General features: G+C 71.6%; 26 protein-coding genes, 2 tRNA genes and 3 pseudogenes. 17 read left to right on the top strand and 14 right to left on the bottom strand.

The window, feature by feature from the left end; translation table 11 throughout:
* Positions 1-108 precede the first annotated feature (108 nt).
* Positions 109-966: a fumarylacetoacetate hydrolase family protein gene (locus tag ABZ876_RS22400; RefSeq protein ID WP_361783844.1), complete on the top strand. Its 858-nt coding sequence runs from the start codon at positions 109-111 to the stop codon at positions 964-966.
* An 83-nt stretch (positions 967-1049) separates the two neighbouring features.
* Here the strand turns inward: ABZ876_RS22400 and ABZ876_RS22395 are convergent, their stop codons facing one another.
* Positions 1050-1523: a heme-degrading domain-containing protein gene (locus ABZ876_RS22395; RefSeq protein WP_361783841.1), complete on the bottom strand. Its 474-nt coding sequence runs from the start codon at positions 1521-1523 to the stop codon at positions 1050-1052.
* Positions 1520-2605 carry a Gfo/Idh/MocA family oxidoreductase gene (locus tag ABZ876_RS22390; RefSeq protein ID WP_361783838.1) on the bottom strand — a complete coding sequence of 362 codons (1086 nt, stop codon included), beginning with the start codon at positions 2603-2605 and terminating at the stop codon, positions 1520-1522. Before ABZ876_RS22390 ends, ABZ876_RS22395 begins: the two co-directional genes overlap by 4 nt.
* A gap of 109 nt (positions 2606-2714) precedes the next feature.
* Between ABZ876_RS22390 and ABZ876_RS22385 the strand changes: the two genes are divergently transcribed.
* From ABZ876_RS22385 to ABZ876_RS22350, 8 genes and pseudogenes are all read left to right on the top strand, one after another.
* Positions 2715-3995 carry an ROK family transcriptional regulator gene (locus ABZ876_RS22385; protein WP_361783835.1) on the top strand — a complete coding sequence of 427 codons (1281 nt, stop codon included), beginning with the start codon at positions 2715-2717 and terminating at the stop codon, positions 3993-3995.
* 406 nt (positions 3996-4401) lie between these two features.
* The gene (locus ABZ876_RS22380; protein ID WP_361783832.1) at positions 4402-5352 is read left to right on the top strand and encodes a hypothetical protein; all 951 of its coding nucleotides are present in this window, start codon (positions 4402-4404) and stop codon (positions 5350-5352) included.
* A 58-nt stretch (positions 5353-5410) separates the two neighbouring features.
* Entirely contained in the window at positions 5411-6166 is a 756-nt protein-coding gene (locus ABZ876_RS22375; protein ID WP_361783829.1) for a GntR family transcriptional regulator, read from the top strand.
* Between the two features lie 145 nt (positions 6167-6311).
* Positions 6312-6443 (top strand): hypothetical protein, encoded by a 132-nt coding sequence (locus tag ABZ876_RS22370; RefSeq protein ID WP_361784282.1) that lies wholly within the window; start codon positions 6312-6314, stop codon positions 6441-6443.
* Between the two features lie 48 nt (positions 6444-6491).
* Positions 6492-7271, top strand: coding sequence for an HAD-IIA family hydrolase (locus tag ABZ876_RS22365; RefSeq protein WP_361783826.1), 780 nt, complete (start codon positions 6492-6494; stop codon positions 7269-7271).
* A 159-nt stretch (positions 7272-7430) separates the two neighbouring features.
* On the top strand, positions 7431-8060 hold the full coding sequence (locus ABZ876_RS22360) for a hypothetical protein (RefSeq protein ID WP_361783823.1): 630 nt from the start codon (positions 7431-7433) through the stop codon (positions 8058-8060).
* A 3-nt stretch (positions 8061-8063) separates the two neighbouring features.
* A complete protein-coding gene (locus tag ABZ876_RS22355) occupies positions 8064-8729 on the top strand; it encodes a class F sortase (RefSeq protein ID WP_361783820.1) in 666 nt (221 codons plus the stop codon).
* A 75-nt stretch (positions 8730-8804) separates the two neighbouring features.
* Positions 8805-9184: pseudogene (locus tag ABZ876_RS22350) on the top strand (hypothetical protein); the annotation flags it as partial.
* Between the two features lie 17 nt (positions 9185-9201).
* Here ABZ876_RS22350 and ABZ876_RS22345 read toward each other — a convergent pair.
* Complete coding sequence (locus ABZ876_RS22345) at positions 9202-9375, bottom strand: hypothetical protein (RefSeq protein ID WP_361783817.1); 174 nt, start codon at positions 9373-9375, stop codon at positions 9202-9204.
* A gap of 261 nt (positions 9376-9636) precedes the next feature.
* Here ABZ876_RS22345 and ABZ876_RS22340 point away from each other — a divergent pair, with 261 nt between their 5' ends.
* Positions 9637-9831, top strand: coding sequence for a hypothetical protein (locus ABZ876_RS22340; protein WP_361784279.1), 195 nt, complete (start codon positions 9637-9639; stop codon positions 9829-9831).
* On the opposite strand, the pseudogene ABZ876_RS22335 reads toward ABZ876_RS22340, so the two are convergent.
* From ABZ876_RS22335 to ABZ876_RS22325, 3 genes and pseudogenes are all read right to left on the bottom strand, one after another.
* Positions 9786-10132 (bottom strand): annotated as a pseudogene (locus ABZ876_RS22335) (DoxX family protein); the annotation flags it as partial. The gene ABZ876_RS22340 and the pseudogene ABZ876_RS22335 overlap by 46 nt on opposite strands.
* Before the next feature lie 48 nt (positions 10133-10180).
* A pseudogene (locus ABZ876_RS22330) lies at positions 10181-10321 on the bottom strand (galactose oxidase-like domain-containing protein); the annotation flags it as partial.
* Positions 10322-10643: 322 nt separating this feature from the next.
* Positions 10644-10717 (bottom strand) — tRNA-Lys (locus ABZ876_RS22325).
* 221 nt (positions 10718-10938) lie between these two features.
* Here ABZ876_RS22325 and ABZ876_RS22320 point away from each other — a divergent pair.
* From ABZ876_RS22320 to ABZ876_RS22305, 4 genes are all read left to right on the top strand, one after another.
* Positions 10939-12123: a peptidoglycan-binding protein gene (locus tag ABZ876_RS22320; RefSeq protein ID WP_361783814.1), complete on the top strand. Its 1185-nt coding sequence runs from the start codon at positions 10939-10941 to the stop codon at positions 12121-12123.
* Between the two features lie 122 nt (positions 12124-12245).
* On the top strand, positions 12246-13391 hold the full coding sequence (locus ABZ876_RS22315) for an SPFH domain-containing protein (RefSeq protein WP_361783811.1): 1146 nt from the start codon (positions 12246-12248) through the stop codon (positions 13389-13391).
* Between the two features lie 214 nt (positions 13392-13605).
* A complete protein-coding gene (locus ABZ876_RS22310; RefSeq protein ID WP_361783808.1) occupies positions 13606-14229 on the top strand; it encodes a lytic polysaccharide monooxygenase in 624 nt (207 codons plus the stop codon).
* A 135-nt stretch (positions 14230-14364) separates the two neighbouring features.
* A complete protein-coding gene (locus ABZ876_RS22305) occupies positions 14365-14829 on the top strand; it encodes a DUF3592 domain-containing protein (protein ID WP_361784255.1) in 465 nt (154 codons plus the stop codon).
* A 142-nt stretch (positions 14830-14971) separates the two neighbouring features.
* On the opposite strand, the gene ABZ876_RS22300 is transcribed toward ABZ876_RS22305, so the two are convergent.
* From ABZ876_RS22300 to ABZ876_RS22270, 7 genes are all read right to left on the bottom strand, one after another.
* Positions 14972-15048: transfer RNA gene (locus ABZ876_RS22300), tRNA-Lys, on the bottom strand.
* Between the two features lie 77 nt (positions 15049-15125).
* Positions 15126-15884: an IclR family transcriptional regulator C-terminal domain-containing protein gene (locus ABZ876_RS22295; RefSeq protein WP_361783805.1), complete on the bottom strand. Its 759-nt coding sequence runs from the start codon at positions 15882-15884 to the stop codon at positions 15126-15128.
* A 192-nt stretch (positions 15885-16076) separates the two neighbouring features.
* Positions 16077-16853, bottom strand: a complete 777-nt coding sequence (gene ehuA, locus ABZ876_RS22290; RefSeq protein ID WP_361784252.1) for an ectoine/hydroxyectoine ABC transporter ATP-binding protein EhuA — start codon at positions 16851-16853, stop codon at positions 16077-16079.
* Between the two features lie 10 nt (positions 16854-16863).
* Positions 16864-17514 carry an ectoine/hydroxyectoine ABC transporter permease subunit EhuD gene (gene ehuD, locus ABZ876_RS22285; protein ID WP_361783802.1) on the bottom strand — a complete coding sequence of 217 codons (651 nt, stop codon included), beginning with the start codon at positions 17512-17514 and terminating at the stop codon, positions 16864-16866.
* Positions 17511-18209 carry an ectoine/hydroxyectoine ABC transporter permease subunit EhuC gene (gene ehuC, locus ABZ876_RS22280; RefSeq protein ID WP_361783799.1) on the bottom strand — a complete coding sequence of 233 codons (699 nt, stop codon included), beginning with the start codon at positions 18207-18209 and terminating at the stop codon, positions 17511-17513. The genes ehuD and ehuC overlap by 4 nt, the downstream gene beginning before the upstream one ends.
* Entirely contained in the window at positions 18206-19111 is a 906-nt protein-coding gene (ehuB, locus tag ABZ876_RS22275) for an ectoine/hydroxyectoine ABC transporter substrate-binding protein EhuB (protein ID WP_361783796.1), read from the bottom strand. Before ehuB ends, ehuC begins: the two co-directional genes overlap by 4 nt.
* A 121-nt stretch (positions 19112-19232) precedes the next feature.
* Positions 19233-20192, bottom strand: a complete 960-nt coding sequence (locus ABZ876_RS22270; RefSeq protein ID WP_361783793.1) for a D-2-hydroxyacid dehydrogenase — start codon at positions 20190-20192, stop codon at positions 19233-19235.
* A 322-nt stretch (positions 20193-20514) separates the two neighbouring features.
* Here ABZ876_RS22270 and ABZ876_RS22265 point away from each other — a divergent pair, with 322 nt between their 5' ends.
* Both ABZ876_RS22265 and ABZ876_RS22260 read left to right on the top strand, forming a co-directional pair.
* Positions 20515-21276, top strand: a complete 762-nt coding sequence (locus tag ABZ876_RS22265; protein ID WP_361783790.1) for a decarboxylase — start codon at positions 20515-20517, stop codon at positions 21274-21276.
* Positions 21277-21384: 108 nt separating this feature from the next.
* A complete protein-coding gene (locus tag ABZ876_RS22260; RefSeq protein ID WP_361783787.1) occupies positions 21385-22467 on the top strand; it encodes an LLM class flavin-dependent oxidoreductase in 1083 nt (360 codons plus the stop codon).
* A gap of 42 nt (positions 22468-22509) precedes the next feature.
* Here the strand turns inward: ABZ876_RS22260 and ABZ876_RS22255 are convergent, their stop codons facing one another.
* The gene (locus ABZ876_RS22255) at positions 22510-24411 is read right to left on the bottom strand and encodes an EAL domain-containing protein (protein WP_361783784.1); all 1902 of its coding nucleotides are present in this window, start codon (positions 24409-24411) and stop codon (positions 22510-22512) included.
* 465 nt (positions 24412-24876) lie between these two features.
* Between ABZ876_RS22255 and ABZ876_RS22250 the strand changes: the two genes are divergently transcribed.
* Positions 24877-26247 carry a M6 family metalloprotease domain-containing protein gene (locus ABZ876_RS22250; RefSeq protein WP_361783782.1) on the top strand — a complete coding sequence of 457 codons (1371 nt, stop codon included), beginning with the start codon at positions 24877-24879 and terminating at the stop codon, positions 26245-26247.
* Positions 26248-26499 lie beyond the last annotated feature (252 nt).

The raw sequence follows: 26499 nt of genomic DNA, 5'->3' as shown, positions 1-26499 counted from the left end.
GGCTGGACATCGACCTTGGAGGATCGACCAGTCCTCCGATGGCTGCGACCCGGCCGCGCTCCGGCCGCACCTGCCGGCGGGCTGCCACGATCGAGGGAGATTGTGATCATGAAGCTGCTGCGCGTCGGTACCGCGGGAGAGGAGCGGCCCGCGCTGCTCGACGCCGAGGGGGCCCTGCGTGATCTGTCGGGTCTCGTCGCGGACATCGACGGGCCGCTGCTCGCCGACGACGCGGCGCTCGGCCGGATCCGCACCGCCGCCGCGTCGGGCGAGCTGCCGGAGCTGGACGCGGAGGGACTGCGCGTCGGACCGCCGCTCACCCGTATCGGCAAGATCGTCTGCATCGGTCTCAACTACCACGACCACGCCCGCGAGACCGGCGCGGAACCGCCCACCGAACCGGTGATCTTCCTCAAGGCGCCGGACACGGTGGTCGGGCCCCATGACACCGTGCTGGTGCCGCGTGGGTCCGCCAAGACCGACTGGGAGGTCGAACTCGCCGTCGTCATCGGGCGTACGGCCCGCTATCTGGAGTCGCGCGAGGAGGCGCTCGCGCACATCGCCGGGTACGCGGTGGCGCACGACGTCTCCGAGCGCGAGTTCCAGATCGAGCGCGGCGGGACGTGGGACAAGGGCAAGAACTGTGAGACGTTCAATCCGCTGGGACCGTGGCTGGTGACCGCGGACGAGGTACCCGATCCCCAGAACCTCGGTCTGAGGCTCTGGGTCAACGGGGAGCTGAAGCAGAACGGGACCACCGCGGAGCAGATCTTCCCCGTCGCCGAAGTGGTGCGGTACGTCAGCCGGTTCATGACGCTGTATCCCGGTGACGTCATCAACACCGGGACGCCGGCGGGGGTGGCCTTGGGGCGGCCCGAGCCCAAGCCGTATCTTCGGGCCGGGGACGTGGTGGAGTTGGAGATCGAGGGGCTCGGCCGGCAGCGGCAGGAGTTCCACGACGCGTAGGCCCTCCGCCGGGACGACCGGGGAACCGCGGGAGTTGGGCGGCTGCGGGCCGTCCGTGGCCGCTCGCGCGGTTCCCCGCGCCCCTAACGGACCTCGGTGAACCGCTCCAGGGCTTCGACCACCAACGCGTGGTCCTCCAGCTGCGGCAGACCCGACACCACCACCGTGCCGATCACGCCCGCGCCCTCCACCGCGATCGGGAACGCGCCGCCGTGGGCCGCGTACACATCGGGGTCCAGACGGGAGGACTCCTCGAACGTCGTCCCCTTGGCGCGGAAGCGGGTGCCGACCAGCAGGGAGGAGCAGCCGTAGCGCTCGACCACGCGGCGCTTGCGGTCGATCCAGGCGTCGTTGTCCGGCGTGGAGCCCGGCAGCGCCGCATGGAAGAGCTGCTGGCCACCGCGCCGGATGTCGATCGCGACGGGCGCGCTTCGGGCCCGCGCCAGCTCCACCAGCAGGGTGCCGAGGGCCCACGCGTCGTCGCAGAAGAAATGAGGGAGCGTCAGACGCCGCTCCTGGGCTTCGAGTTCGGGTATTTCCGGAGCGGTCGTCGTCACAGTGCCACCGCCACACCCTCGCGGGCCGAGCGCCGGGCCGCCTCGAGGACATCGAGGGCCGCGGCGGCCTCGTGCGCGGTGACCGGGTTCGGACCGCCCTCGCGCAGGGCCCTGGCGACGGCCGCGTAGTAGGCCGGGTAGTCGCCGGGCAGGGTCGGTACGGGGCGGCCGCCGCCGGTCAGCGGGGACTCTCCGGCACCGATGCGGCCCCACAGGGACTCGGGCTCCCGGCCCCAGTCCGGCCCGGGGCGCAGGCCCTCGCGCAGGGCCGCCTCCTGCGGGTCCAGGCCGTGCTTCACATAGCCCGCTTCGGAGCCGAGGACGCGGAAGCGGGGGCCGAGTTGGGCCGCCGTCGCGGAGACGTAAAGGTGGGAGCGGACGCCGTTGGTGTGCGTGAGGGCGATGAACGTGTCGTCGTCCGTCCGCGCGCCCGGGCGGCGGACGTCCGTCTCGGCGTACACGGAGGCGGCGGGGCCGAAGAGGACGAGCGCCTGGTCGACGACATGGCTGCCCAGGTCGTAGAGCAGGCCCCCGATCTCCGCGGGGTCGCCGGACTCGCGCCAGCCGCCCTTGGGTTGCGGGCGCCAGCGCTCGAAGCGGGACTCGAAGCGCCGGACGTCGCCCAGGCCGCCTTCGGCCATCAGCTTGCGGAGGGTCAGGAAGTCGTTGTCCCAGCGGCGGTTCTGGAAGACGGAGAGCAGCAGGCCGCGTTCCTCGGCGAGGGCCGCCAGCCCGCGCGCCTCGGCCGCCGTCCCCGCGATCGGCTTGTCGACCACGACCGGCAGACCCGCCTCCAGGGCGGCCGTCGCGATCGGGACGTGCGTCCTGTTCGGGGATGCGATGACGATCAGGTCCAGTTCCCCGGCCCGGGGCCACAGCTCGTCCGCGGTGGCGGCGATGCGCACGTCCGGGTACTCGGCGCGGGCCTCTTCCTGCCGCTCGGGGTTCGAGGTGACCACCGTGTCGAGGGCCAGGCCCTCGGCGGCGGCGATCAGCGGGGCGTGGAAGACGGAGCCCGCGAGGCCGAAGCCGACGAGGCCCACGCGCAGGGGGGTGTCAGTACCAGGGGCTGTGGCAGTCATGGCTCTACTTTCGCAACGCTGTTGCCAAAGTGCAAGCGCGGGGGAGAATGGGGGTGTGGACAGGACGAATGCGGGACCGGGTGCAGGCAGGCGTGGGGTCGGGGGAGCCGTGGCGGGGGGAGTGAACCTGCTGGGTCTGCGCAGCCACAACACCGCGCTCGTGCTGGACCTGCTGCGCACGGCGGGGGAGGCCGGGATCAGCCGGCTGGAACTGGCGGAGCGGACCGGGCTGACCCCGCAGGCCGTCAGCAAGATCACCGCCCGGCTGCGCGCGGACGGCCTCGCGGCGGAGGCGGGCCGCCGCGCCTCCACCGGCGGGAAACCGCGGACGGTGCTGCGGCTGGTGCCGGAGGCGGGGTACGCGGTGGGACTCCACCTGGACCGGGACGAACTGCGGGCCGTGCTCTGCGACTTGACGGGTGCGGTGGTCGCGGAACGGCGAGCGCCGCTGGACCTGGGCGCCGGCGCGGAGGCCGTGGTGGAGGGGGCCGCCCGGGAAGTGGAGGCACTGCTGGCCGGAGCGGCGGGAACGCCGGGGGTGGACGGGAGGGGCCCGGCGGCGGTGGCGGACGGGAGGGGTCCGGAGGCGGTGACGGACGGGAGGAGACCGGGGTCGTGGGCGGACGCGGAGGTGCGGGATGTCCCGTCGGCACCCCCCGCCCCGAATCTCCGCCTCCCCAGCCCCCACCCCAGCGCCATCCCCAGCCCCATCCCCCTCCCCGTCCTCGGCGTCGGCGTGGCGCTCCCCGGCCCCCTGGACCATCTGCACGGTGTGCTGCACCGGGTCACCGGGTTCCCCGAGTGGGACGGGTTCCCGCTGCGGGACGCGCTCGCGCGGCGGCTCGGGATGCCCGTGGTGGTCGACAAGGACACGAATGCCGCGGCGCTCGGGTTCGCCCTGGACGGGGCGGTCGGGGGCGAGTACGCGTCGTTCGCCTATCTGCACCTCGGGACCGGACTCGGTGCCGGACTGGTCATCGGCGGGGCCGTGCACCGGGGCGCGCGGACCGGAGCCGGGGAGTTCGGGCATCAGGTCGTCCAACTGGACGGGCCGCCCTGCGGCTGCGGTGACCGGGGCTGCATCGAGGCGCTGTGCCTGGCCGCCGTCGCACGCGGTGACGTGGCCGAGGCGGCGCGGATTCTCGGCGCGGGCGCCGCGAACCTGGCCGGGCTGCTCGACATCGACCTGGTGCTCCTCGGAGGCCGTACCGTCGCCGCGCACCCCGAGTCGTTCGTGCACGGAGTGGGCGCCGTCCTCGACGCGCGTGCCCGGCGCGAGGGCTCGACCGCGGGTGTTCCGGTGGGCGTCGCCCCCGGCGGGGCGCGCGGGGTGGCGGAGGGCGCGGCCCAACTCCTGCTCGCGCCGCTGTTCGGGCGGGCGGAGGGCTGACACCTGGGCAGGGCGCGGAGTGGCATCCGCAGGGCTCGGAGTGGCACCCGGGCGGGGCGTCGAGTGGCATCCGCAGGGCTCGGAGTAGCACCTGGGCAGGGCGTCGAGTGGCATCCGCAGGGCTCGGAGTGGCACCCGGGCGGGGCGTCGAGTGGCACTCCGCAGGGCTCGGAGTGGCACCTGGGCAGGGCGTCGAGTGGCACTCCGCAGGGCTCGGAGTGGCACCTGGGCAGGGCGTCGAGTGGCACCCGGGCGGGGCGCAAAGTGACACCTGGGCGAGGCGCACGTCGACACCCGCCACAAGGGTGGGCCCACTGCGCTGATCGGGGGGACTTGCCCCTGCCGAGCGCCGTTCTCCAGGCGTGGCGCGCCCCGGAGGCCGCCCCCTGTGGAAGCTCATATGTTCATGCGACTGTCTCGACCTTCTCGACTGTCTCTTTTCCTGCCCTGCGCGCTCGCCGCCGTCCTCCTCCTCAGGCAGGCGCCCGCCGCCGCGCTCGTCGCCGACGCGCGGCCCAGCTGCTCCGGTGCGTCCGGTCACGACTTCCCCCTCACCACCCGCATCCATGGCGGCCCCGGCAGCTACAAGCCCGGCGGCGCCGACCACACCTGGTTCATCGACCTCAACAACCCGACCGAACAGTCCTGCGAGAACATCCACCCGGTGGTCGTCCTGGCCGACCGGCAGCGCATGCTGAGGGACGCCGAGACCAAGCTGGAGTTCTTCTGGGACGGCCGCTGGCGTCCGGTCACGTTCACCCACACCGACCGGCAGGAGCTGGCCGGCCCCTTCGACGACGGTTTCCCCGGCTTCACGGTGGCCCCACACCGGAAGGTCACCGTGAAGGTGCGGCTCGCGGTCACCGCCAAGGCCCGGCCCAACGACGTCATGCTGAAGGCCGCGATCGTGCGGAAGGACGGCAACGACGGCGACTGGGTCGGGGAGTCGAACGGCTACTGGTTCCAGATCGAGTCGGGCCCCAGTCCCGCCGCCGGACACACGGACAAGGCGGCTGAACCGGACAAGGCGGCCGAGGAGTCGGGCAAGGGCCAGTCCGCCCGGCCGGCGGGCGACGATCAGTCGGCCAAGCCTGCGAGCAAGGATCAGTCGGCCAAGCCGGCGGCCAAGGTGCAGTCGGCCCGGCCCGCGGGCAGGGACCGGTCGGCCGAACCGGCGCACAAGAGCGCCGCGGCCAAACCCCCTGCCCCGGAGCTGACCCCCACCGCCCAGACGCTGGCCGTCAGCACGCCGCAACCGCCGCGCGACCTGATCAAGTTCGTGAGCGGACTGATGATGGCCGCGGCCGGCCTGCTCGTCGCGGGCGGGTCCCTCGTGATGGCCCGCAGACGCCAGTGATACCCGCCGCCCGCCGCCCGCCCCCGGTGCCGTAGGCCCGGTCTGCGACGATCACCTCGTGGCCTACCCGAACGACCAGGATCCCGGCGCCCCCGTCCGCTCCGGCATTCCCGAGCACGGCCGCATTCCCAAGTACTACGCGGTGAAGGCGCAGATCGCCGCACTCGTGAAGGAGCTGGGCGAGGGCGGGCCGCTGCCCACCGAACGCGATCTCTCCGAGCGGTACGACGTGGCCCGCGAGACCGTGCGGCAGGCACTGCGTGATCTGCTTCTCGAGGGCAGGCTGCGGCGGCAGGGGCGGGGCACGGTGGTCGCCGGCCCCAAGCTGGAGCAGCCGCTGTCTCTGGCCAGCTACACCGAAGGTGTGCGCAGGCAGGGCCGCACCCCTGGCCGCGGCCTGATCACCCTGGACCGATTCCCCTGCAACGACGCCCTGGCTGCCGAGACCGGTCTCACCCGCGGTGAACCGGTCTGGCACATGGAGCGCGTGCTCCTCGCCGACGACGAGCGGGTCGGCCTGGAGAGCACCTATGTGGCGGTGGCACGGGTCCCGCGGCTCGGCACCGACTTCGACCCCGACTCCTCCTTCTACGGCTACCTCAACGAGCAGGGCATCACCTTCGGCGACGCCGACGAGCGCATCGAGACCGTGCTCGCCGCCCCGCGGGAGGCGCTGCTCATCGGTACGCCGCCGGCCCTGCCGATGCTGCTGATCCACCGCGTCTCCCGGGACACGGAGGGGCGGCCGCTGGAGCGGGTGCGGACGCTGTACCGGGGGGACCGGTTCTCCTTCACCGCCCGGCTGGGCGGCTGAGCGCCGGAATGGGCGGGCCACTCGGGCCCGCCCTCTTTTTTAGTCAGGAAAAGATAACGGGTCTAGCTCAAACTCGAAGGGCGGTTCACCATCTGGATGCCGACCGGGCCTTTCCGGTTTCCCCGTCCCAAGGAGCGTGGCCGTTGTGAGAGTTCCGGGGGCCTGTGTCGTCGCCGTCGTCAACGTCCTCGTCTCCGTGGGTCTCCACGGTCTCTACCGGGTGGTGAGCCGCCGTGCCACGTACGTCGATGACTGGAAAACCGCTACGAACAGCTGATCGCTAGGCTGGGACTCACGCAGCACGACGCACGGCAGGAGATCGCACATGGCAGAGCGCAGGCCCATCGAGTCGTGGCTCACCGACATGGACGGTGTACTCATCCACGAGGGCGTTCCGATCCCTGGTGCCGATGCCTTCCTGAAGAGGTTGCGTGAGTCCGGCAAGCCCTTCCTCGTGCTCACCAACAATTCCATCTACACCCCGCGCGATCTGCACGCCCGGCTGAGCCGCATGGGTCTGGATGTGCCGGTGGAGAACATCTGGACCTCGGCGCTCGCGACCGCCCAGTTCCTGGACGACCAGCGGCCCGGCGGCTCGGCGTACGTCCTCGGCGAGGCGGGGCTGACCACGGCGCTCCACGACATCGGCTACATCCTGACCGACCAGGAGCCCGACTACGTCGTGCTCGGCGAGACCCGTACGTATTCCTTCGAGGCCATGACCAAGGCGGTCCGGCTGATCCGGGGCGGGGCCCGCTTCATCTGCACCAACCCGGACGAGACGGGCCCGTCCCCCGAGGGGCCGCTGCCCGCCACGGGCGCGGTCGCCGCGCTGATCACCAAGGCCACCGGAAAGAAGCCGTACTTCGCGGGCAAGCCGAACCCGCTGATGATGCGGACCGGACTGAACACGCTGGGGGCGCACTCCGAGACCAGCGCCATGATCGGCGACCGGATGGACACCGACGTGCTGGCCGGCATGGAGGCCGGGATGCAGACGTTCCTGGTGCTCACCGGGCTGACCACGTCGCAGGACATCGACCGGTACCCCTACCGGCCCTCCCACGTGGCGGACTCCATCGCGGACCTCGTCGACCTCGTCTGACGCCTCGGCCCGCCCCGCCCGCCCGCGCCCGGCGGGCGGGCGGGGCGGGCATTTCTGGGCCGGGACGGCCCTGGAAACCCCCGTACGGAGTAGCCGAGGTCCCGTCCGGATGCGCCGGACTGTCCGAGATGTGAGCCTCCTGGTATCGGGAGGTTCACGATGGGTTCACTACGGCTCACTCTGTGTGCGGGGGCCGTCGTCGCGGCCGCCCTCGCGCCCACGGCATCCGCGGCGGACGCGCAGGGCGTCTTCCTGACCCCCGCCTTCCCCTCGCCCGGCACCGATGTCCGGCTGTCCGTGCGGGGCTGTGCCGGGGCGACCGGCAGCGCGGCTTCCGAAGCGTTCGCCGCCGACGCGCGGCTCGTGGGGAGGGGCGGCATCCTGACCGGAAACACCCGGGTGCGCTCCACGGTGCGTCCGGGCCTGTATCCGGTCACCGTCGGCTGCGACGGCCGGGAGGTCAAGGGCGTGCTCACCGTCGGCGGAGCGGTGCCGCTCGCGCCGTCCACCCCGTCCGCCGTCCCAACCGCCTCCGCTTCCCCCGCCGCCTCCCGCTCCGGCGGCCCCGCGTCCCCGGCCGCCCGCGCCTCCTCACGTGCCCCCGCCGCGCCCTCCTCGCCGGTCGCGCCGGTGCACGCGGGCGGCGGCGCCACCGCCTACCGGTCGTCCGCCGACGCCCGCAACGCCGGGCCGGACGCCCGGCAGGCGATCATCGGAATCGTCCTGGTGAGTGTCGCCGCCATCGTGATCATCGCGCGGAGCTTCCGCCGGGGCCGTGGCCGGGAGTGAACCGTGACCAGAGACGAACATTCCTCCGGCACCGGCCGTCTGCTGATCGGCGTCGCCTGGGTGGTCCTGCTGCTCGGTCTGTGGGTGTGGGGGCGCGAGGTCACCGATGTCCACCCGGGGGTCTCCGCGCCGGCGACCGGGGACATGGCCGCCGCCGGCCGGCCCCCGGACACCGAACTGCCGCCCGCGGCCAAGCCGTTGGGGAAGGCCATGCCGTTGCGCGTGGACATCCCCGCCCTGGGTGTGCAGGCCCCCGTCGTGGCACGAGGCCTGGACCCGCAGGGGGCGATCGACCCGCCGCCCTTCGACCGGCCCGGCGTGGCCGGGTGGTACGGGGCAGGGGTGACACCGGGTGCGGTCGGGACGGCGCTGTTCGTCGGACACGTCGACACCGAGACCGGGCCCGCCGTCTTCTACAAGCTGAGCAGCCTGCGGCAGGGCGCGAAGGTGCGGGTGGCGCGCGGCGACGGCCGGGTCGCCGAGTTCACCGTCGAGGGTGTCCAGGTACTCGCCCGCGACCGGTTCGACGCCCATGAGGCGTACGGGACACGGCGGTCGGGCCGGGCGGAGCTGCGGCTGATCACCTGCGGCGGCTCCTTCGACCGGGAGAGCCGTACCTACACGGCGAACGTGGTGGTGTCGGCTTATCTGACGGGCGTGACGCGATGAGGACCGGCGGGCCGTGACAGCCGCCGGGCACGAATCCGGCGATCTCGTGGGGGCCGCGACGGGTATGTCGCGATTCCCTTCCGGGCCAACCCGGACGGCAACGCGACACGCCAGGCCGCCGCGTACCGCAAGACCGGGAAGAGGGCCGAGGCGGACCGCCGTTCTCGCAGGGCGGCGCGACGGACGGTGTCGCGTACCGGGCCCGGATGGACGGGGTGGCCCGGGGCCTCGGGGATCGGCGCGCGACGGTGATCCTGGAGCCGGACGCCGTGTGCACATGGTGGAGGGCTGCACCCCGGACCGGTTCCACGGGGAGCGATACGTGATCGACACGAGCCGCAGCGGCAACGGCCGGTACGGGGCCGGGCGAGTCCGACGGCACCTGCAAGGGCGGCCCGAAGGCGGGGGACTGGTGGGCGGAGTACGCGCTGAAGCTCACCGAGAACGCAGAGTAGCGCCCCGTCTGCCGCCGTTATTCAGCGGATCCCTGGTTGACGTCGCGCACTTCACGCATCGCCTCGGTGAGGACGCGGAATCCGTGGTGTCCGAGGGGTGTGAGCATTCGGGAGCGGAGGATCTCCGTCGCCGCCAGGGAGATCGCCTGGGCTGTGTCCTTTCCACCGGTCGTCAGTTCGAGGTACGTCATGCGCCGGTCGGCCGCGCACGACACACGCCGGGCCAGGTCGGCGGCGCATGCGGTCGGCGAGCTTGGTGAACCCGCTGCTGGACATGCCGGCCTCCTGCGCCAGGTTGGTCATCGGCATCCGTTGCCCGGGGCGATGTGGAGGCGCATCAGTACGTTGGCGGTGCCCCTGCCGAGGCCGAAGCGCTCGCCCAGCTCGCTCGCGAGGAACTCGTGTGTGGCCTGGAAGCCGTCCTCGGCCAGTCTCCACCCGTAGAGCAGTTCATGATCGATGCTGTCGTCGTCGTTCCGGTCATCGTCACCGTCGACCGGGGACGGCGGTGCCGCGCCCTGCGGGCCCGTCGCTTCGTTCTCCAGGGCTGTCTCAACGCCTGCGCGGCGCGGATGTTCCCCGGTTCTCGGCAGGAAGAGAGCGTCAGCGCGACGGGCACGAGCACCAGGACGATCGGGTACTCGTAGCCGTTGTTCTGCACCCACACCCCGTTCGACCACTTCACGGTGATCGCGACGGTCATGACTCCCCACGCGATGACGGCGGCCAGGGGGGTGAGCGCTCCCGCACTGAGCAGCAGACCCGCGGCGATCTGCCCGAGGCCCGGGGTGGCCGCGGTGAGCCGGCCGCCGCGGAACCCGTCTGCCGGAACTCCGCCGCTCCGCCCCCGATCCCCGCTCCTCCGGGGCGGTGGCTGACCTTCTGGACGCCGTGTCCGGCGAGCAGCAGGCCGACGGCCGGCCTCAGGACGAGCAGTGCGGTGTCCATCACATTCTCCTCGTACAGGGGCAGGGGGAGCGGCGGTGTGCCCGTGCGTCACAGCAGGAGGCAGGTTTCGAAGATCTCGGTTCCCTGGTCGTCGTCCACGAAGAGCCTGTACGGGCCCGACGGCACCAGGTCCCGGTTCTTCGGCACCGTCACCGTGACCCTGTTCCCGGACGTCGTGAAGTCCACGGCCCGCCGGGCAGCGAGGGCCGTGAGCGAGCGCGCGCGTAGACCGGGGCGGAGGCATTGTGCCGCCGGTTGGTTGACGAGCCTGCCGGGCGGCAGCGAGAAGAAGCCCTTCCGGCACTGCTTGAGGATCGTCTCGGAGGTGCCCCGCGACCGGCGCAGTTGCTGCCCTCGGGCGGGTCTCCCGTCCCCGCGTGGCGCAACCGGTCCGATCCCCCAACCGCCGTTCCACGGCAGCCACTTCACGTTGTTTACCGGTCATACCCGCCCATGGGGATACTGCATGCGAAGGGGCCCCCTCGCCGTGGCGAGGAGGCCCCTTCGGTCGTGCGCCGCCAGGGACTCGAACCCCGGACCCGCTGATTAAGAGTCAGCTGCTCTAACCAACTGAGCTAGCGGCGCCTGCTGACCTGGAGAACTCTACCCGATCCCGAAGGGTGCTCCCGGTCCGGCCACCCGGTGGGGGCCTCCGTCCTGGCGTGCCCGTACCCCCGGCTGATGGTCCCCTGTGCATCTTTCTGGGCGTCACCAGGCGATTCGAGTGGACAGTTGGAAAGCTGACGGATTTACATAATTTACGACAAATCGGCCAGGGTTCGGACAGGGAGCGTGAGGGGAATCGCATGAAGACTCCGGTATGCGAGGACATCGAGCCCGCAAACGACTGCGACTGCCCCCGATGCACCCGCGAACGCCGTGCCCCCCGACGCGCCCGCGGACGCCGTGCCGTCCTTCCTCACCGCCCCTGCGGACGGACCCTGCGTCCGGCGGTCCGGGGGGTCCTCGCGCTGGCCGCCGCGGGTGCGGTGCTCGTCGGCTCCGGCCAGGCGGTGCCCGCCGTGGCGGCCACCCAGGACACCCCCTGGCCGATCGTTCCCACCGGTGAGGAGCCGCAGTCCACCCCGCAGGGGCACATCTCACCGCTGCACGGCACGGGCGTGATGCCGAGCGGGGAGTCGATGCCCACGACGACCCGGGCCGAGATCATCAAACGGGCCAAGAAGTGGGTCGCGGCCAAGGTGCCGTACAGCATGGACGACTACTGGACGGACGGCTACCGGCAGGACTGCTCCGGCTTCGTCTCCATGGCCTGGAACCTCGGCAGCAACGAGTGGACGGGCAGCCTCGACCAGTTCGCGGTCCGCATCCCCAAGGACGAGCTGCAACCCGGCGACATCCTCCTCTTCCACAACGTCGACAATCCGGAGAAGGGCTCGCACGTCGTCATCTTCGGCGGCTGGACCAACTACACGCACCGGTACTACATCGCCTACGAGGAGACGCCGCCGCGCGCCCGCCGCAGGACCACCCCCTACGCGTACTGGACCAACTCCGGCCGCTATGTGCCCTACCGCTACAAGGGCGTCGTGGCCGGGAAGGCCGCCGAGGAAGGCAAGGACACACCGCTCCCGGCGGGTGGCGCGCACCTGCCGACGGTCGGCATCCCGGGGCTCGCCTCAGTCGGCGGGGGCCCCGGCGACACATATGTCGCCGAGCTCGGTGGCCTGCTCGCCGTGCGCGGCCGGTCCCTTCTCCCGAGGGCCCTTGCGGGTGCCCTCCCGTCAGGGGCGCCCGCCTACCCGGGCCGGGACGCGTTCCGGCCGGGCGTCGCCGGCCCCCACGTCGCCCGGCTGGGACGGCAGTTGGTCGAGAAGGGGTTCGGCAGGTACTACACCGACGGGCCGGGTCCGCGGTGGCACGAGGCCGACCGGCGCAACGTCCAGGCGTTCCAGCGTGCCCTGGGCTGGCGCGGCAGCGCGGCCGACGGCTACCCGGGGCCCGAGACGTGGCGGCACCTGTTCTCCTGACCCTCCGGCTCGGCCCGGAGACCCTGTCCCTATTTCCAGGCCCGGCCTCCCGGCCCGGCCCCGGCCCGCTGTCCGGCACATCCCGGCACGACACCTCCTGGCGCGGAGGGTGGAGGCAAGTTATGAGCACGACGTCATCGCCGGTCCCGGAGCCCGAGGGGGCGCCGCAGGACATCGGCCCCTCGTCCGCCCGGCTCATCCACGGTGAGTCGACCACCGAGATCCCGGTCCATCTGCTGTTCCGGGACATCCCCGAATCGGCATCCGTGCCGCTCGCCCCGACCGTGGTGCGGCGCCGGCTAGGCACCGGTGAGCAGCCGTGCGTGCGCGGCGCCGCCGAGCCGGCGCGGCGGTCGCCGGTCTCGGATCCCGAACTGTCCGAGCGGCCGGCCCGGGTGCTGCCCGGGTGGGTGGGTGTGCTGGCCGGGCTCGGCGGCCTGTGCGGCTGCGGGGTCGTCTCGTGGTGGGCGGGCGTTCTGTCCCCGGCCGCGATGCGGGTGCTGGAGCTTCCGGCGAGCGCGGGCACCGGGATCGGGCTCGAGCAGCTGGCCGCGTACGCCGGGGCGGGGGCGCTCGGCCTGCTCGGCTTCAGCGGGCTCATGCGGGGGCGCACCGGGTACGCCTGGGTGCTCGGTGTGTTCGGCCGCTACCGGGGCACGGCCCGCCGCACCGGACTGATGTGGGTGAATCCGCTGGTGGTGCGCCACCGGGCCGATGTGCGGCTGCGGCACTGGCACAGCGAGCCGATCGCGGTGGTCGACGCCAACGGGGTCGCGTTGCGGGTGGTCGTGCTGGTGACCTGGCGGGTCAGGGACACCGCGCGCGCCGTGCTCGGCATCGACGACCACCAGACCTATCTGCGGGAGTGCGTGGAGTCGGCGCTCGCGCGGCTGGTGCCTCAGGTGCCGGCGGACGCGTCCGCGACGAAGGACGTGGTGAGTCTGCGCAATTTCGAGGCGATCGGTGAGGCGCTGACCCGGCTGGTGGCGGCGGACGTGGAGTCTGCCGGGCTGGAGGTGTTCGCGGCGCAGCCGACCCGGATCGAGTACGCGCCCGAGGTCGCCGAGCGGCTCCAGCGCCGCCGTATCGCAGCGCTCGACGCCGAGCACCGGGACACGGTGCTCAGCACGGTGGTGGACTCGGTGGAGGACACGGTGACCCGGCTGACCATGCGGGGCCTGGTCGAACTCGACGACTACGAGCGCAAGGCACTGGTGAAGGACCTGACGGTCGCGTTCTACACGGGGCGCCCGGCCGACGGAGGGTGAAGGGGAAGACGCGGGCGAAGACAAGGGACGAGGACCAAGGACGAGGACCAAGGACGAGGACCGAGGACGAAGACCTAGGACGAAGACGAAGGGCGAAGACGGGTCGCGATTGGTATGGACATGTTCAACTCGCGACCATAATCTGGGACTTGGTCTAGACCTGAATGCGCGCGCATGGCTCGAGGAACTCCCCACATCCTTCAGGAGCGGCAGCATGCGCATCCGTACGACCAGAAAGGCGAAGTGGTACGCGGCCGTGGTCGGCCTGGCCACCGCGGGCACGTTCGTGCTCTCCACCGGCGGCGCCAGCGCCCACGGCTACACCGACCAGCCGCTCAGCCGGCAGAAGATGTGCGCCGCCAACGGCGGCATCGTCACCGGCTGCGGCGACATCCAGTGGGAGCCGCAGAGCGTCGAGGGCCCGAAGGGCTTCCCGGCGGCTGGGCCGAGCGACGGTCGGATCTGTTCGGCGAACCACGCCAACTTCGGCGCACTCGACCAGCCCAGAACCCCCTCGGGCACGGCGTGGCCGACGACCAGGGTCAGCGGCGGGCAGAGCTACACCTTCCGCTGGCAGTTCACCGCCGCACACGCGACGACCGACTTCAGGTACTACGTCACCAAACCGGGCTGGAATCAGAACCACGCCCTGACCAGGGCGGACCTGAACACCACCCCGTTCCTGACGGTCCCGTACAACGGTCAGCGCCCGCCCTCCACGCTCACCCACACCGGCACCCTGCCGACCGGGCTGAGCGGACACCACCTCATCCTCGGGGTGTGGACGATCGCGGACACCGGCAACGCGTTCTACTCGTGCGCGGACGTCACGTTCTGAGCACCACCCCTGTCCCGAGTCCGTCCCGGGGCCGGATTCTGAGCTTCGCTTGAGGGGCCACGGCGATCCGGGCGGGTACGTTCCACGCACGTCGACATGACCATGACGGCGTGCGTGGAGTCGTACGGGGGGACCATGGACTTCTTCTTCTATGCGGTGCCGGGCCTGATCATGGCCGGGGTACTGTCCATGGCGGCGAGGGTGGTCCGCCGCTCGCTCCAGTTGCGGAGCAACTGGAGCAGTGGGCTGACCGCCGAGGCGCGCTGTCTGCGGACGTATTCGACCACCAGCGGTGGCGGTGAAACGTCCGTCACCACGACGCTGCACCATGTCTACGAGTTCACCACCCACGAGGGCCGCACCGTCCGCTTCGAGGAGGCGAACGGCCCCTCGACGACGGTGGAGGGCGACATCGTGCCCGTCCACTACACGCGGGCCCACCCCGAACGCGCCACCGCACACTCCCCGGCTCCGGGGAAGGCCCTCGCGGGCACGGTGGGCATCCTCGTCTTCCTCTCGGTGATCGTCGCCTTCTGCGTCGGCTTCATGGTGACGTACCACGCCTTCACGACGGACGACCTGTTCGCGGGCATGCCCTAGGACCGGAGCCCGGCCAATCGGCACAGCGCCCGACCAGGCCGCGCATCATGCGGCGATGGCGAACAGCGGCCGGCCAAACAAGCCGCGGATACGACGATGGCGAGCTTCTCGCGCTTTCACGCGAACAAGCTCGCCATCGTCATGGTGCGCCGCCAGGGACTCGAACCCCGGACCCGCTGATTAAGAGTCAGCTGCTCTAACCAACTGAGCTAGCGGCGCAGACTCCGTCGCTTCACGCTCTCGCGCCCGGCGACATAAGAAATACTACCTGGTCCATCGGGGTGCTTGTGACCACCTCAGATGGCGAGGGAGAGCAGCACCGGGGCCGCCCCCTTGTTCAGCCGGTCCGCCGCCTGCCGCAGCCGGTGCGCGTGCTCCACCGGCAGGGACAGTGCCAGGCAGCCGACCGAGGAGCCGGCGGTGATCGGGACGGCCGCGCACACCGTGCCCACCGCGTACTCCTGGAGGTCGAGCACCGGGACCGTCGGCGGGTGGGCGTCGAGCCGGGACAGCAGCACCTTCTCGTTGGTGATCGTCCGCGAGGTGAGCCGTGCCATCTTGTGCCGGGCGAGGTGGTCCCGCCGGCCGTTGACGTCGAGCTGCCCGAGCAGGCTCTTGCCGACCGCGCTCGCATGTGCGGAAGAGCGGAAGTCCACCCACTCGTGCACCGCGGGCGTCGCCGGGCCCTCCGCGAGCTGAGTCACCTGCACCTCCCCGTCGATGTACCGGCTGATGTAGACCGCTGCGCCCACCGAGTCCCGCAGCTCGTCGAGGGTCTGCTGGAGCTTCTGCCGCAGCGCCTCCTCGTGGCCCTGCGCGGACCCCAGCCGGCTGAGGGTGGCTCCGGTGACGTACGCGCCGTCGGCGGTCTGCTCCACGTAGCCCTCCCGGCGCAGCATCCGCAGGAGGGAGGTCAGCCGTTCGGAGCCGAGTCCGGTCCGGCGGGCCAGGACGGCGTCGGTGACGCCCTCGGAGTGCCGCGCCACCGTCTCCAGGACGCGCAGCGCGTCCTGGGCCGAGTGGTACGGGGCGGTCGGCTCATGGGTCAGCGCCACGGTCTCCCCCTGCGCTTTTGGGCCGTTCTCGGGACAGCTTGGCTGCCTCCACGATAAGGCTCAAGGGTGCGCCGGGGAGCGGGTGTTGACGAACTTTGTGCCGCTCAACAGGAACGCGCCAACCCGGCATATGCCAAGGTCATGCCGTCTTTGGGCCGGGCATGGCCGGATCGCCGTGTTCACCTGCCGTAGTCACAGGACCGCGCTGAGGAACTCCCGCGTTCGTGTGTGCTCGGGATCGTTGAAGATCTTCTCCGGGGCTCCCGCCTCGACCACATGTCCGGAATCAAACATCAGGACACGGTCCGAGATGTCGCGCGCGAAGTTCATCTCGTGGGTGACGCACAGCATGGTGATGTCCGTGCTGCGGGCGATGTCACGGAGGACGTCGAGGACCCCGGCGACCAGCTCCGGGTCGAGCGCCGACGTCACCTCGTCCAGCAGCAGCACCTGCGGGCGCATGGCCAGCGCCCGGGCGATCGCCACACGCTGCTGCTGGCCGCCGGAGAGCTGGCTCGGGTACTTGTCGAGATGGTCGGCGAGTCCCACCAGGTCCAGCAGCTCACGCGCCCGCTGCTCGACCTCGTCCCTCGACAGGCCGAGCACGGTGACCGGCGCCTCGGTGACGTTCCGCAGCACCTTCATGTTCGGGAACAGGTTGAACTGCTGGAAGACCATCCCGATGTTCTTGCGGATCTCCCGGACCTGCTTCTCGCCGGCCGGGAACAGCCGCTGACCGCCGACCGTGATCGTGCCCTCGTCGGGCTGGTCCAGGGTCATCAGCAGCCGCAGGATCGTGGTCTTCCCGGAGCCGGAGGGGCCGATCAGCGTGACGTGCCTGCCCGCCTCGACCGAGAAGTCGAGCCCGTCGAGGACCGTGTGGTCGCCGAAGCGCTTGGCGACCTTCTCGAAGCGGATCAGCTCGCGGGTGGCCGCCGGCGGACGGGCGTGGGCGTCGGGTTCCTTCATCAGGGGGATGTCAGCGGACAAGACGTCGCTCCAGGGCTCGCAGAAGGAGGGAGGCGGGGTAGGAGATCAGGACGAAGGCCACACCGATGACGGTGAGCGGCTCGGTGAACTGGAAGTGCTGCTGGGAGAAGAGCCGCGCCTCGCCGAGCATGTCGAGGACGGTGATCGTCATCAGCATCGGAGTGTCCTTGAGCATCGCGATCACGTAGTTGCCGAGCGCCGGCACGACCCGGCGGATCGCCTGCGGCAGGATCACCGCCGTCCAGGTGCGCCGCGGCGGCAGGCTCAGCGCGGTGGCGGCCTCCCACTGCCCGGCGGGCACGGCCTCGATGCCGGCCCGGTAGACCTGCATCGTGTACGTCGAGTAGTGCAGGCCGATCGCGACGACCCCGGTGGTCAGTGCGGAGAAGGCGAGCCCCCACTCGGGCAGCACGTAGAACAGGAAGAACAGCTGTACCAGCAGCGGGGTGTCCCGGATGAACTCGGTCACGCCCCCCACCGGCCAGCGAACCCACCGGGTGGAAGTGCGCATCAGCAGCGCCCACACCAGCCCCAGAGCGAACGAGATCACCGATCCGAGAGCCAGCGCCTCGAGGGTGACGAGCAGGCCGTCCCAGAAGTGCGGCATGAAGGCGCGGACGGCGCCCCAGTCCCAGGTCACGAGACACCACCTCCGACGGGCACCGGAACGGAGACACCCAACCGCGGCGCCTTCCCCACCCTGGCCTTGAGACGGCGCTCCAGGCTCCGCATCAGCCGGGTGAGCAGGAAGGCGATCAGGAAGTAGATGATCAGGACGTACGCGTAGATCTGGGCGCTCTCCTGGAGCGCGAGCCGTACCAGATTGCCGCTGAACGCCAGGTCTCCCATGCCCATCACGGAGACCAGCGCGGTGCCCTTGAGCAGCTCCGCCAGCAGGTTGCAGAACGGCGGGATGGTCTCCGGCACCGCCTGTGGCAGCAGGATCTTGCGCATCCGCTGCCACGGGGTGAAGCTCAGCGCGATCCCGCCCTCGCGCTGCGCCGGGTCGACGGAGTTCAGGGCGCCGCGCACGATCTCGGCGCCGTAGGCCCCGTAGGTCAGTCCCAGTGCGAGGGTGCCCGCCCACATCGGCACCAGCTGCCAGCCGAAGGCCAGCGGCAGCACGAAGAACACCCAGAAGATCATGATCAGGGCGGAGGTGCCGCGGAACACCTCGGTGTAGAAGCCGGAGAGGAAGCGGACGATCCACCGGCGATGGACGCGTGCGATGCCGACGGCGAAGGAGACGGCCGTCGCGAGCAGCGCGCTGAACACGAGGAGCTGGAGCGTGGTCCAGACGCCTTTCAGTACGAGTTCCCACAGGCCGGAAGTCATCCGCGGCACAGCTCCTTCGCGGTCATGTCGGTCATCTCGGCCCGGGTGAAGCCGAACGGCCGCAGGGTGCGGAAGAGTTCGCCGTTCGCCCGCATCTTCTTCAGCTCGGCGTTGAAGGCGTCCCGCAGCGCGGTCTCGGTGCGCCGGAAGGCGAAGGCGCCGCCGTCGACGTGCGGTCTGCCCTTCACCAGGGGCGCGAAGGGCTTGGTGGCCTCGGCGGAACCGGACTTCTTGACGACCTCGCGGGTGGTGAGGGCGGTTCCGGCGAACGCGTCGACGCGGCCGGCCTCCACCGCGTTCAGGCCCGCGACCTGGTCCGGGACGATGAGGAGGTCGCTCTCCCGGTAGCCGGCCTCGACGGCGTACTGGATCTCCGCGTATCCCGTCCCGGTGGCGAGTTTCGCCTTCTTCTCGACGATGTCCCGGTAGCTGTGCAGACCCTTCGGGTTGCCCTTGCGCACGATGAAGGAGTCGAGCATCTGGTAGTCGGGGTCGGCGAAGACGACCTGCTGGCAGCGGTCCGGAGTGATGTACATCCCGGCGGAGACGACGTCGAACTGCTGTGAGTCGAGGCCGGGTATGAGCGAGCCGAACTCGGTCGGCACGGGCTGGACCCGGTCGACGCCGAGGCGTTTGAAGACGACCCTCGCCAGTTCCGGGGCCTCGCCGGTGAGCTTGCCGTTCTTGTCGATGTAGCCGAAGGGGATCTCCCCGGCGATGCCGAGGCGGACGACGCCCTGGGCCCTGAGCCGGCCCAGCAGATCTCCGCCGCGGCTGCCCGACGCCTCGGCCACACGACTGCAGCCGACGGCGCCCAGCGCGCCGGACGCGGCGATTCCGGCGAGCAGCGACCGTCTGGTGAATGCGGGTTTCCCTGTGTGATGCGTCCGTGGTGCGGCCATGGGCGCGCGGCTACCCGGGACCAAGCGAGGTATGCCGACGAATTCTTCCGGCGCGGCCCGGGCCGCACCGCATCCGTGTGGCCCGGTGCCGGGTCCGCGGGTGCGGACGTGCCGTGTGGGCTCAGTAGCCGGGGACGTAACCGCGTTGCTTGTCGACCACGTTCGGCAGGGGCTTGCCGGCCTCCCAGCGGTCGTACAACTCGACGAACTGGCGGCCGAGTTCGTCGGACCGGCCGACCGTGCTGCCGGCCATGCGCGGGGACAGCAGCAGCCCGGGGACCTGCCACAACGGGCTGTCGGGGGTGGGAGGTTCATGCCGGAGCACATCCAGGGCCGCCCCGGCTATCCATCGCTTCGACAGTGCCCCGGCGAGCGCCTCCTCGTCCACCAGCGCGCCATGGGCGACGTTGATGAAACGGGCCGAGGGCTGCATGATCCCGAAGCGGCGGGTGTCGAACATGCCGTCCGTCCGCTCGGTGAGCGGCGCCGCGGCGATCACCCAGTCGGCGCGGGCGATCAGCCGGTCGAGATCGGCCGGACCGTGGATGCCGGTACGCGGGACGCGTCCCACGATCGACGCCGTGACGTCGAGCGTCTTGAGCGTACGGGCTATCGCGCGCCCGACCGGCCCGGAACCCACCACGCACGCGCGCGTGCCCCCGACCCGCGTCACCTCGCGCGGCCGCCACTGCCTCCCCCGTTGCAGGTCCCAGGTGCGCGGCAGGTCCTTGGCCATCGCGAGGACGAGCCCGGCCACGTACTCCGCCACGGGCTGGTCGAAGACTCCGCGCGCGTTCGTCACCACGGTGTCGGACGCGGTGAGTTCGGGGCACATCAGATGGTCCACGCCCGTGCTCGCCGTGTGCACCCAGCGCGGCCGCGGTCCGTCACCGGGCCAGGCCGCGCGCACCGCGTCCGTGGGGAAGTCCCACACCAGCAGAACGTCGGCGTGCGGCAGCCGGTCGGCCAGCGCGGAGGCGTCCACGTGCTCGATCCGCGCCCGCCCCATGAGCCGGCCGAGCCGGGGGAGCGGTTCGGCGTCCAGGACGAGCAGTGTGGGGCCCGGCGGGGGAGCGGTCATACGGGAACCGTTCCTCCCTTCGGCGACGGGCGCCCGAGCGGCCGACCGGGCGTCTGACATGCACGGATTGACACACTCGCACCCGATCCCGGCGCCGTCAACACGGTCGGGACGCGCCGCCCGGCACCCCGTGCCCGGGCTCGGTCGGCACCGGCGGACGGTGTGCGACCCGGCGCCTGAAGCCGTCCGGGTTCGGCCAACCGGGTGAGGAAGGGAAGGCCCCCGCCCTACCTGGGTACCCGGCCCGTGGGTCCGCTTCGGGCTCTGCCGAAGTCGGCGGCACACCGGTACCCGTACCGCCGGAACAACAGGAAGGTTGGGCATGACCGCACTCGGATTCCTCTACCCGGGCCACCACGCCGAGGACGACTATCCGCGCATGGAGCAGTTGCTGGGCAGCGACATCCGGGTGGACCTCGTACACACCGGCGATGTCGAGGAAGCACGACTGGCGCAGGCTCCGACGAAGGGGCTCCTCCCCGGAGCGGGCGAGCGCCCGGAGGACGGCGTATCGCGGCGGCTCGCGGCGGGTGTCGACGAGCTGCGGCTCGCGGGCGCCGAGACGGTGGTGTTGGCGTCGACCAGCGGCAGCTTCGTCCACGGCTGGGAGGGCGCCCACGAACAGGTGCGCGCCCTGGCGCTCGCCGCCGGAATGCCGGCCTCCGCCACATCCTTCGCGTTTGTGCACGCGGTGCGCGAGATCGGGGTGCGGCGGGTGGCGGTCGCGGCGACGTACCCGGACGACGTGGCGGAACTGTTCGCCGGGTTCCTGCGGGCGGCGGGCGTGGAGGTGGTCTCGGTGCACTGCGCGGGCGCCGCCCCGGACGAGGTGAGCAGGTGGGGCGCGCAGGAGGTGCTGGCGCTGGCCCGCCAGGGCGACCATGCCGACGCCCACGCGGTGCTGCTCCCCGACACCGCCCTGCACACCGCCGCGTATCTCACGGAGCTGGAGAAGGGGCTGGTCAAGCCGGTCCTCACGGCGAACCAGGTCACCATGTGGGAGGCCCTGCGCCTGGTGGACCGCCGGGTGAACGCACCGACCCTCGGGTCGCTGTTCACCAAGGAGCCGGTGGTCCAGGTGTGACGGGCATCCCGATGCCGGGCCGGGAGCCGTCCCGCCGCCCGGGAATAACCGGGGACTGCCTCCTGTTCTGCACCGCAAGACGCGCCGCACAACACAGGAGGCACCCCGGTGGACGAGATCCGAGGCACGGCACAGGGCACCGCTCCCGTCCCCCTCTCGGTACTGGACCTGGTCACGGTCGGGGCGGGCCGCACCGCCTCCGACGCCCTGCGCACCAGCGTCCACCTCTCGCGCCTCGCGGAGTCCCGCGGCTTCCATCGCTACTGGGTCGCCGAACACCACTCCATGCCGGGCGTGGCCTCCTCCTCGCCCGCCGTGATCCTCGCCCACCTCGCCGCTCACACGGACCGTATCCGTCTGGGCTCCGGCGGCGTGATGCTGCCCAACCACGCCCCGCTGGCCATCGCCGAGCAGTTCGGCACGCTGGAGGCCATGGCCCCCGGCCGCGTCGACCTCGGTCTGGGCCGCGCCCCGGGCACCGACGGCGCCACCGCCGCCGCCCTGCGCCGCACGGACCGGCTGAACGAGGGCGCCGACGATTTCCCCCAGCAGCTCGCCGAAGTGACCCGCTTCCTCGACGACGACTTCCCGGACGGCCACCCCTACGCCCGTATCCACGCTGTCCCGGGCCCGGTGCAGGCCACCTCCCCGGGCGGGGTCCAGTCCCCGCACCGTCCCCCGATCTGGCTGCTGGGCTCCTCGGGCTTCAGCGCCCGCCTGTCCGGCATGCTCGGCCTGCCCTTCGCCTTCGCCCACCACTTCTCGGCACAGAACACCGTCCCGGCGCTCGATCTGTACCGCGAGTCCTTCCGCCCCTCCGAGGTCCTCGACGCCCCCTACGCCCTCATCGGCGTCAGCGCGCTGGCCACCGACGAGGAGAAGGAGGCACGCCGCCAGGTGCGGGCGGGTGCGCTGAGCATGCTGCGGCTGCGCAGCGGCCGGCCCGGTCTCTTCCCCTCCCCGGAGGAGGCCGAGGGGGACCCGCTCGGCCCGCTGGAGGAGGAGTTCATCCGGTCCTGGTCCGCCAACGTCGTCCACGGCACGGCGGACGAGGTGCGCACGGGCCTGGACGACCTCCAGAAGCGCACGGGCGCGGACGAGTTGATGATCACCACCCACGCCCACCGGGGTGAGCTGCGCGTGCGCTCGTACGAACTGATCGCGGACGCCTACGGGTTGCCGGTTTCCTGAGCGCGGCGGGGTGTCGTCGCTCGGGGGACGGCACCCCGCCGGTCAGGGGTGGCCGCAGGTCTCCGCGTCCACCAGCTCGGAGATGCGGTCGGGCGGCACGGGCCGCGAGTACAGCCAGCCCTGACCGGTGTCGCAGCCGATCCGGCGCAGCCGGCTGGCCTGCGCGGAGGTCTCCACGCACTCCGCGGTGACCGTCAGACCCAGCCGGTGGGCAAGCCGGATCATGGCCTCGACGACGACCTCGTCGGCGGGGTTGGGATGGGCGTCCGTGCCCTCGTACTGGAAGCCGCGGACGAACGAGCCGTCCAGCTTCAGCACGGACACCGGCAGCCGGCTGAGGTAGGCCAGGTTCGAATAGCCGGTGCCGAAGTCGTCGATGGCGATGCGCACCCCCATGTCGCTGAGCGCCTGGAGCGCCTGGAGCGGCCGGCCTGACGAGCCCATGACGGCGGACTCGGTCAGCTCCAACTGGAGCAGATACGGAGCGAGTCCGGTCTCCGCGAGCGTTCCCGCCACGTCCGCCACCAGGTCGGAATCCCAGACCTGGCGCACCGCCACATTCACGCTGACGAAGATCGGCGGTTCGTCCGGGCGTTCCAGCTGCCAGCGGCGGGCCTGACGGCAGGCGGTCTTCAGCACCCAGCGCCCGAGCTGCACGATCGAGCCGTCCTCCTCCGCCAATCCGATGAACCGATTCGGCGTCAGCGTGCCGAGCTGGGGGTGATGCCAGCGCACCAGCGCCTCCACCCCGCGCACCCGGCCGTCCTCCATGCCCACGAGCGGCTGGTACTCCAGGGCGAACTCGCCCCGCTCGATGGCCGGACGCAGACCGGAGGAGAGGGCCTGGCGGGTCATGCGATGGGCGTTGCGCTCGGGGTCGAAGAGGGTCCAGCGGGACTTTCCGTCGGCCTTCGCCCAGTACAGCGTCGTATCGGCCGCCTGCATCAGACCGGTTGCCGTGGTCCCGGTCGCGTGCCGCTCCACCACCCCGATGGACGCGGAGACCGACAGCCGCTGCCCGGCCAGGTCGAAGGGCGCCTGGAGCGCCTTGAGCACCGACTCGGCCAGCTCGGCGAGTTGGTCGGTACCCGTCGAGTCCTCGACGAGCAGGGCGAATTCGTCGCCGCCGAGCCGGGCCACCAGAGGAGTGGTGGCCCGTCCGTGTCCCGCCTCGTCCGCGCACTGCGTCAGGCGCTCCGCCACGGCCGCGAGCAGCCGGTCGCCGACGCGGTGGCCGAGGGTGTCGTTGACCGCCTTGAAGCCGTCGAGATCCAGATAGCACAGCCCGATCCGGCCGGTGCCGCTCTCCTCGTACGACTCCGCCTCCAGCGCGGCAGACAGACGTTCGAAGAAAAGGGTGCGGTTGGGCAGCCGGGTCACCGGGTCGTGCATCTGCAAATGGCGTAGCCGGGACTGGAGTTCACGCTGGGCGCCGATGTCGGTGACCGAGAGCAGGACGGCCTTCTCGGCCTCGGGCAGCGGGGTGACGGTCACCTGCACCCACAGCGAGTGTCCGTCGGGGTGCTTGAGGCGGCGCGTGCAGCGCAGCCGGGCCTGGCGGCCGCGGAGCACCTCGCGGTAGGCGTGCCAGGTGCGGGTGTCGGAGGACAGGTCGAGCAGGTCGGCGGCGGCCTTGCCGGCCGGCCCGTTCGTGCCGGTGCCGAGCAGCTCTCCCAGCGCCTGGTTGGCGGTGACCACCTGGCCGTCCCGGGCGACGACCGCCATGGCGAGCGGCGCGGCGGCGAACACCGCGTCGAAGGAGGTGGATCGAGGGCCCGGGCAGGGGGAGAGAGGTGGCGGCGCGTCCACGGGGGGCGAAAGCGGATACGCGCCGAGGAGGGACGGTGGTGCAGGCGTACCAGATGACGTGCTGTCGTGACTTTCTGTGACGACCGGGCCGACGAGGTCTGCCGCGGGCGTCGGCCCTTCGGACATTCCGCTCACCGCTCGCTCCCGCAGTGCACTCGTTCTTCGTACGGATCTCGTGGGTCTCGTCGGGGTCGACGGCCGCGTGGTGAACGGCCGTACAAGCCGTGTTCGTGCAGGAAAGTGTGCCGATCATAGAGGCTGACCCAGGGGCCTTCCAGCCGCTGTCCAGTCTTCCGGAACGAGCACATGTTCTGACAGATCGTTTCTGCTCGCACCTCACGCGGGTCCATCAGGTCGCCTTCGGCTGTGACGTTCCGTGAGTCTTGGGGGCGTCGGCCCATGTCGGCCGCCCCCTCGGTGCTCGTGCGCCCTCGCGTGCTCCCGCCCCGCACTGCCCCTCCCCCGGCCGTCGCGGTTCCCTTCTGGGCTTTCCCCCGACTGACGGCCTCTCACCCTTCTGGGGCAGACAAACAGGACGTAGTAATACAAGTACGACAAGGCTGGGTGCGTAGTTGCCAAAAACCGCACCCGGAGGTCGACGTGCCGTGTCCGCTCCCCAGCAGGGGCCTCAGCCACGAGGCCCCGCGGCGACGTGTCCGGAGCCGGGCGCCCATTCTGCGCAAGACGGTGGCCGCGGCCACCTCGATGACGGCGCTGGCCGCGACCTCGCTCGTCGCGGGCCCCGCGCTGGTCGGCTCTCTGGAGGCGGCCTGCCAGCTGACCCGCAGCCAGGCGCACCACTCGGAGGGCGTCGACACCTGGAACGCCGCCTACACGCGCCCCACCCGGCCGCTGGACGCGGTCCTGATCTTCCTGTCCTTCCCGGACTCCACGCCGACGACCACGCCGGCCGAACTGACCTCCGACTACTTCCCGGCGACCAGCCGCTTCTTCGACCGCGCCTCCTACGGCCGGTTCACGGTGCGTCCGCATCCGCTGGACCACTGGATCCGGATGCCCCGCCCGTCGCCCTCGTACGCCGTACGGCGCGACTGGGACCCCGAGCACCGGAGCATGTACCTGCACGACGCGCTCGCGGTGGCCGACCGGGAGGTCGACTTCTCGCGGTACGACGTCGTGTACTTCGTGGCCGATCCCGACGCGCCCGGCATCGACTCCGACGCCACGAAGGTGGTCAACCTGGAGACGCCCTTGCACGCCGACGGCGCGGACGTCCGCCGGGTGGTCACGGTCTTCGAGAAGCATCCGCCGGACCGCCTGGTGCTCGCCCACGAGACGGGGCATGTCTTCGATCTGCCCGACCTCTACCACCGTCCCGTGGACGGCAAGGGCGACTGGGACACCTATGTCGGCGACTGGGACCTCATGGGCAGCCAGTTCGGACTGGCTCCGGATCTCTTCGCCTGGCACAAGTGGAAGCTGGGCTGGCTGGACGACCGGCAGGTGGTGTGCGTACAGGGCAGGGGGAGCAAGCGGCTGACCCTGGAGCCGCTGGGGTCGGGGGCGCAGGGTGTGCCGGAGGTGGCGGTGAACGCGGGCGCGCCCCCGGCTTCCGGGACGGCGGGGGCCCCGGGGGCGCCGCCCCTGGGGCCCGGCGTGGAGGCGTTCGGGTCGGGGCACGGCACCAAGCTGGCGGTCGTCCGCACCGGGATCGACAGCGTGCTCGCCCTCGAGGCCCGCGATGCCATGGGGAACGACAGCGCGACCTGCACCCAGGGTGTCCTCGTCTACCGCGTCCACGGGGACACGGCCTCGGGCGGCGGCCCGATCGAGGTCCTCGACGCCCATCCGCACTCGGCTGCCTGCTGGAACACCTCGGTGTACCCGTCCCTCGCGGACGCTCCCGTGGACGTGGGGGAGAGCTTCACCGTGCCCGACGACAGGGTGCGGGTGGATGTGGAGGACCGAACACCCACGGGCGCGTGGACGGTACGTGTGACCAGGGAGTGAGCCGGGGGGCGGGGCGGTTCGTGTGCGGTCTTGGGGGGTGTGGGTGGCGGAGCCCCCGCCGTGCGCGGCGGAGTCGCGCGGATACGACGATGGCGAGCCGGTTCGCGCTTTCCGTGAACGCGGGTGCCGGGGGCGGGGCGGTTCGTGCGCGGTTTTCGGGGGTGTGGGTGGCGGAGCCCCCGCCGTGCGCGGCGGAGTCGCGCGGATACGACGATGGCGAGCCGGTTCGCGCTTTCCGTGAACGCGGGTGCC

The organism is Streptomyces sp. NPDC046931 (genome assembly GCF_040644655.1).
Classification (GTDB): domain Bacteria; phylum Actinomycetota; class Actinomycetes; order Streptomycetales; family Streptomycetaceae; genus Streptomyces.
Note: the sequence above shows the minus strand (reverse complement) of the source record. Positions and strands in the feature narration are given on the sequence as shown.